Origin of the sequence: Carnobacterium sp. (assembly GCF_032094055.1) — a bacterium.
Taxonomy (GTDB): domain Bacteria; phylum Bacillota; class Bacilli; order Lactobacillales; family Carnobacteriaceae; genus Carnobacterium_A.
The window spans coordinates 1,580-7,656 of the sequence record NZ_DAMDAK010000053.1 but is presented as its reverse complement, the minus strand read 5'-3'; the positions used below and the strand labels follow the sequence as shown (position 1 = coordinate 7,656).

7 protein-coding genes are annotated in these 6,077 nt (G+C 37.7%); 1 reads left to right on the top strand and 6 read right to left on the bottom strand.

Features of this window, described 5'->3' with window-relative positions:
- Window positions 1-251, bottom strand: a 251-nt coding sequence (locus RT405_RS08860) for a DegV family protein (protein WP_313469165.1), incomplete at its 3' end; no start/stop codon positions are given.
- A gap of 202 nt (window positions 252-453) precedes the next feature.
- Here RT405_RS08860 and RT405_RS08855 point away from each other — a divergent pair.
- On the top strand, window positions 454-1,116 hold the full coding sequence (locus RT405_RS08855; RefSeq protein ID WP_313469153.1) for a hemolysin III family protein: 663 nt from the start codon (window positions 454-456) through the stop codon (window positions 1,114-1,116).
- Window positions 1,117-1,174: 58 nt separating this feature from the next.
- On the opposite strand, the gene RT405_RS08850 is transcribed toward RT405_RS08855, so the two are convergent.
- The 5 genes from RT405_RS08850 to RT405_RS08830 all read right to left on the bottom strand — a co-directional run.
- Window positions 1,175-1,663, bottom strand: a complete 489-nt coding sequence (locus RT405_RS08850) for a dihydrofolate reductase (RefSeq protein WP_313469152.1) — start codon at window positions 1,661-1,663, stop codon at window positions 1,175-1,177.
- A gap of 26 nt (window positions 1,664-1,689) precedes the next feature.
- The gene (locus RT405_RS08845) at window positions 1,690-2,637 is read right to left on the bottom strand and encodes a thymidylate synthase (RefSeq protein WP_313469151.1); all 948 of its coding nucleotides are present in this window, start codon (window positions 2,635-2,637) and stop codon (window positions 1,690-1,692) included.
- A gap of 21 nt (window positions 2,638-2,658) precedes the next feature.
- The gene (locus tag RT405_RS08840; RefSeq protein WP_313469164.1) at window positions 2,659-4,566 is read right to left on the bottom strand and encodes an ABC-F family ATP-binding cassette domain-containing protein; all 1,908 of its coding nucleotides are present in this window, start codon (window positions 4,564-4,566) and stop codon (window positions 2,659-2,661) included.
- A 94-nt stretch (window positions 4,567-4,660) separates the two neighbouring features.
- A complete protein-coding gene (locus tag RT405_RS08835; RefSeq protein ID WP_313469163.1) occupies window positions 4,661-5,275 on the bottom strand; it encodes a uracil-DNA glycosylase in 615 nt (204 codons plus the stop codon).
- 74 nt (window positions 5,276-5,349) lie between these two features.
- Window positions 5,350-6,077, bottom strand: a 728-nt coding sequence (locus tag RT405_RS08830) for a formate--tetrahydrofolate ligase (RefSeq protein ID WP_313469150.1), incomplete at its 5' end; no start/stop codon positions are given.

Sequence of the window (6,077 nt, the reverse complement as noted above, 5' to 3'; positions counted from 1 at the left end):
ACTTCTCCGCCTTCCATTCCTAATTGATTATAGCATTCTATAAAAGTCCCGATTGGAGGCTGGCTTGTTTTAGGCAGGGTTTTAGCTATTTCCATTCGGTCCATAAATTCATCTTTTTGTAACGTTTCTCCATCTACATACGATGCTCCATCAATTAAAATAGTTAAAGGCAACACGTGAATGTTAAACTTTTCTATTTCTTCTGGAGTTAATTGAGCTGATGAATCAGTAACAATTGTTATGTTTTTCATTTCTATTTCATCCCATCTTTCTTCATGCAATTTCTGTAAAGCTCATGTTATACTGACTGTAAACACTAAACTCATTTGATTTTGCTTATTTATACTAGGTTATTTCCACATTTACACATAGAATAGTATAACAGATTCTCGAATCTTCGTATACTTATCTGTGGTGGTTTAAGTAAGCAATATTGGGACAGGAGGCAAATAAATGGAAAAAAAGAATCTTCAGGAAAAAACTGTCTTTTCTCAAAGATACCTCGTGATAAATGAAGTCTTTAATGCTGTGACACATGGAATCGGTTTTGGATTAAGCATTGCCGGATTGGTCATTTTATTGTATAAAGGCTCTCAAACTGGATCTGCTCTTGAAATCGTTTCGTATGCCATCTATGGTTCGACTCTTATTCTCTTGTACCTTTGTTCTACGCTTTACCATAGTTTAACCTTTACACGAGCCCGTAAATTATTTAAAACGTTTGACCATATGAGTATTTTTCTCTTAATTGCCGGCACTTACACTCCTTATACACTTATTACGATCGGTGGCCCAATGGGTTGGACTTTCTTTGGTATTGTATGGGGCATTGCTATTCTCGGTGTTATTTACAAAGCCATTTGGATCAATCATCTTCAGAAATTCTCTACTTGGATTTATATAGCTATGGGTTGGCTTTGTGTTTTTGCCTTAAAGCCCATTTATCAAGGGTTAGGTTCTCAAGGCTTTTTACTGCTTGTCTTAGGCGGTTTATCGTTTACGATTGGCGCTATTTTTTATAGTCTTCGAAATGTTCGGTTTATGCACGTGCTTTGGCACCTATTTGTATTAGCCGGTACTGCTTTTATGTACTTTTCTATTCTCTTTTATGTTTAAATTTGAAGCCACTAAAAACGCCTTAGGATAAAAGTCCTAAGGCGTTTTTAGTTCTATTTCATTTTCTTCGATAGGTTTCAAATATATGGGCGTACTTATTGCGCTCATCGACTATTCCTGTATCCGCATCAACCAATTGCCATTTAGACCAATCCAGATCCGGCATAAAGGTATCTCCTTCGAACTCACCATCGATTATTGTCCGATACAACACATCTGCATTTTTCTCAAACAATTTAAAAATATCCGAACCACCAGTAATAAAAGTAATGCCTTCATAATGATCTGCAAAGTCCAGTACTTCTTTCGGACTGTGCATCACCAATACCCCTTCTGCTTGATACTTTTCATCTGTCGTCATCACAATATTGATACGATTAGGTAAAGGCCGCTTATTCATTCCTTCAAATGTCTTTCTTCCCATTACAACCGCATTTCCCTGAGTTTTCTCTTTAAAAAACTTTAAATCATTTGGTAAACGCCAAGGAAGCGTTCCTTTATTTCCGATCAGACCCTGTTGGTCTTGTGCCCATAAAAATGCAATCATTTTTTTCACCACTTTTGTTTTATTGTTTAAACTGCGATTGGAGCTTTGATACCAGGATGGGGCTGGTAATCTTCCAATAGAATATCTTCCATTTCAAAATCAAACATACTTGTTTTTTCTTCATTTAATTTTACAGTTGGAAACTCTTTTGGTTCTCGAGTTAGCTGTTTTTCCATTTGTTCCATATGATTTAGGTACAAATGGGCATCACCTAAAGTATGAACAAATTCTCCTACCTTTAAACCTGTTTCATGAGCAATAAGATGGGTTAGCAGCGCATAGCTGGCAATATTAAAAGGTACACCTAAGAAGATATCTGCACTTCTTTGATAAAGTTGACAACTTAACTTTCCATCCGCTACATAGAATTGGAAAAGTGTATGACAAGGCGGTAAAGCCATACCTGGTACATCTTCAGGATTCCAAGCAGATACGATTAATCTTCTGGAATCAGGAGATTTTTTGATCATATCGATTACATCTTTTAATTGATCGATTGTTTCGCCTTGAGAAGTTTTCCAATTCCGCCATTGGGAACCATAAACATTGCCCAGTTCTCCATATTGAGCAGCGAATCGTTCATCATCTAAGATACGCTGACAAAAATCAGCTTTTTCACTTTGATAAACTACATTAAAATCCTCATCTTTTAGGGCTCTTCGGCCAAAATCAGTCATATCTGGACCTTCGTAATCTGCGCTTTTCACATAACGCTCGAATGCCCATTCATCCCAGATATGATTATTATGCTGTAAAAGGTAGCGTATATTTGTGTCACCTTTGATAAACCAAAGCAATTCACTTTTGATTAATCCAAAAGGAACTCGTTTTGTCGTCAATAAAGGAAACCCTTTTTGCAGATCAAAACGCATTTGGTAACCAAATAGGCTTTTTGTGCCTGTTCCAGTTCTATCTGTTTTCAAAGTGCCTTCTTTTAAAACTTTTTTCCCTAAATTTAAATATTCAGTCTCCAAGGTTGTTCCTCCTACTTGCCTTTAATTGCTCTCAAATTGACTCAGGTATTCCCAACGGGCCATTTTTTCTTCTAATTCCTTCTCATTCAACGTCAAAGATTCTTGAAGTTCTTGCAACAGTGCAAAATCACTGCTATTTTCACTCATCTTTTTTTGTATTGTTTCAATTTCGCTCTCTAACTCAAAAAGCTCATCTTCAATGGTCTCCCATTCTTTTTGTTCAGTATAGGTTAATTTCTCTTTAACGTCTTTACTTTTTGAAGCTTTTGGTTTTTCTTCAGAAATGGATTTTTTATGCTCTGAGTTTTTTTCTTGATTGGCTGTTTTTTCCATTTCTTCTTCTGCAATAAACGTGGTGATATTCCCATAATAAGGAACAACTTTTCCTTCACCTTCAAATATTAATAATTTTTCAGTGGTTTTATCAAGAAAATACCGGTCATGCGAAACCGAGATGACGGCTCCGGGGAACGTCTCAATGTAATCTTCCAAAACAGTTAATGTAGCAATGTCCAAGTCATTTGTAGGCTCGTCTAATAATAAAACATTTGGCTGCTGCATCAATAATTTTAACAAATACAACCGTCTTTTTTCTCCACCGGATAGTTTGCCAATCAGTGTTCCATGACTAGATTTTTCAAATAAAAATTGTTCTAACAAATTAGTCACGCTGATTCTTTCTCCGTTAGAGGTTTCGACTTCTTCTCCTACTTCTTGTAAAAATGAAATAACTCGTTTGTTAGGATCCATTTCTTCAGTGGTTTGAGTATAGTACGCAATTTTAACTGTTTCGCCTACAACTAGTGTACCAGAATCTAACGGGATACGGCCTGCTAAGACGTTTAGCAACGTTGACTTTTCAGCACCGGTTTTGCCGCTGATTCCAATGCGGTCTTTTGCTTGAATCAATAAATTAAACTCTTTAATAATAGGGTGTCCTGCAAACGTCAAAGAAGCCTGTTGTAAATCGAGAACACGTTTTCCAATACGTGCTCCTTCTAAATTCATTTCAACCGATTCATCACTTTTTACTTGATGCAAGTTTTCTTCTAAGTCATTAAAACGATTGATACGCGCCTGTTGTTTTGTTGAACGGGCTTTTGCTCCTGTCCGCATCCAAGCCAGCTCTTTTGTATACAATTGTTTGCGCTTATGCTCCGCCCGAATAGAAGCCTCTTGTCGTTCTGCTCTGGCTTTAATATAGGCTTCATAGTTGCCGGTATACATAATGGCTTGACCATGCGAAAGTTCGATCATTCGATTCACGATTCGGTCTAAGAAATACCGGTCATGGGTCACTAACAAGAGCGCTCCTCGGTAAGCACTTAAGTAGTTTTCAAGCCAAGTAATCGTTTGGAAATCCAGGTGGTTTGTTGGCTCATCCAATACCAATAAATCGGGCTCTTGTATCAACACTTGAGCTAATCCGACTCGTTTTCTTTGTCCGCCTGACAGCGTCGCAATGGATTGATCTAAATCGACGATGCCTAATTTGCTTAAGATGGTTTTAGCATTTGTTTCTGCCAACCACGCATCATGATCATTCATCGCCTGTTCTGCTTTTGAATACGCATTTTGGTAAGCCTCGTTCATCGGATCGAGTGTCAGATGTTCTAACGCTTTTTCATAATTTCTCAGCGCTACTAAAATCGGTGTATCTCCTTCAAAAAGAGCATCAAAAACAGTTTGTTCAGATTTTAATTCTGGTTCTTGCAATAAGTACCCAATACGATAATCTTTTGGCGTTTGAATTTCACCTTTTTCGCCGCTGTCTCTGCCTGTGATAACGTTCAATAAATTACTTTTCCCCGTACCGTTAACGCCAATCAACCCTACACGTTCTCCAGTTCTAATGGAAAAATTAATATTATCGAATAGAACCTTTTCTCCATAGGTTTTCGTTAAACCAATTACTTTCATTTCTTTCATCATTAATCTCCACTTTCCCATAATTAGTGCTCTTTATTTGATCTATTCTATCTTAACATAATCGAACTGAAAAAATTTACCTCGCTTGCTATTATTAGAGGTAAGTCTTAAAGGCTGCCAAGTCTTGATAGATCGTTTCTAGTAATGTACGATTATAAAAAATTGAAGCCGGATGAAAAGTCGGGAAAACACGGTACTGTTTTTTTGACCACGAAAAACTTTGTGCGTCTAGTGAAGCTACTTCTTGAATGGGTCCCTCATACAATTGTCCATGGACTTGAGTGATCTTTGCTTGATCTCCGACTAACCGTTGAAAACCAATATTGCCCATCGCTAAAATAATCGGCGGGTCTATTTCTTTGATTTCATAATCTAACAAGGGAGCATGGGCTAGGATTTCTTTTTTACTCGGTGTGCGATTGTACTTACGCATAAACAATTCTCCGGTTTTTCTATCTACTTTTTCTTTTTCGCGATAAGGGCGGCTTCTAAATGTACTCGTCATATATACTTCTTCACGGGTTACACCTAAGAACTCGAAAAAATTCATGAGTTCTTTTCCTGCCCTACCTGTAAAAGGAACGCCGCTGACTGTTTCAACTTCTCCAGGAGCTTCTCCTACCAGCATAAAGCGAGGATGTTTAGGCCCTATTCCCCACAGGAAACCTTCTACAGAAAATCCCGCATTGCGTTCTCTTGCCAAATCCATTAATTCTTGAGTTAATATAGTTTCCAATTTTTAAGGTACCTCCTTTCATCCAACTCATTTAGTTGCCTTATGATTTAAAACAAGCCCGTTATTTTTCCGTCTTCTGTAATGTCCATTTTTAAAGCTGCTGGTTTTTTTGGCAAGCCCGGCATCGTCATGACTTCTCCAGTCAATGCGACAATAAAGCCAGCACCCAATTTTGGAACAAATTCTCTGATGGTAATATCAAAATTTGTCGGACGGCCCAATTTTAGTGGATCATCTGATAACGAGTATTGCGTTTTGGCCATACAGACTGGCAAATGCTCCCACCCATTTTCTGAAAATAATTGCATCTGCTTCAAAGCTGTTTTTGAAAACTGCACTTCAGAACCGCCATAAATCGTTTTAGCGATTTCCTCTACTTTTTCTCGCACAGTAGTAGTCGCAGCTTCATATAAAGGAACAAATTCAGGTTTTTGATTTTCAATCACCTTCATTACCGCTTCGGCTAGTTCTACTCCGCCTGTTGGGCCATTTTCCCACACTGAAGTAATGGCTACCGGTATCGCTAAAGCTTTAAGCAAATCAATTAAACAAGCTTCTTCTTTAGCTGTATCTTCTGAAAATTCGTTGATTGCCACAACTACCGGCAAGCCATAGCGATGGATATTTTCGATGTGTTTTTGTAAATTAGTAAAACCTTTTTTCAAAGCTTCTACATTTTCAGTTTTCAAATTTGTTTTAAGAACACCGCCATGCATTTTCAGTGCACGAATCGTTGCAACAATCACGACCGCATCAGGCGCTTTTTCTAGCTGCG

Coding starts and splice junctions, on each gene's coding strand:
- RT405_RS08850 (WP_313469152.1), bottom strand. CDS start 1,663: ATGATTGCATTTTTATGGGCACAAGACCAACAGGGTCTGATCGGAAAT.
- RT405_RS08835 (WP_313469163.1), bottom strand. CDS start 5,275: ATGGATTTGGCAAGAGAACGCAATGCGGGATTTTCTGTAGAAGGTTTC.
- RT405_RS08855 (WP_313469153.1), top strand. CDS start 454: ATGGAAAAAAAGAATCTTCAGGAAAAAACTGTCTTTTCTCAAAGATAC.
- RT405_RS08840 (WP_313469164.1), bottom strand. CDS start 4,566: ATGAAAGAAATGAAAGTAATTGGTTTAACGAAAACCTATGGAGAAAAG.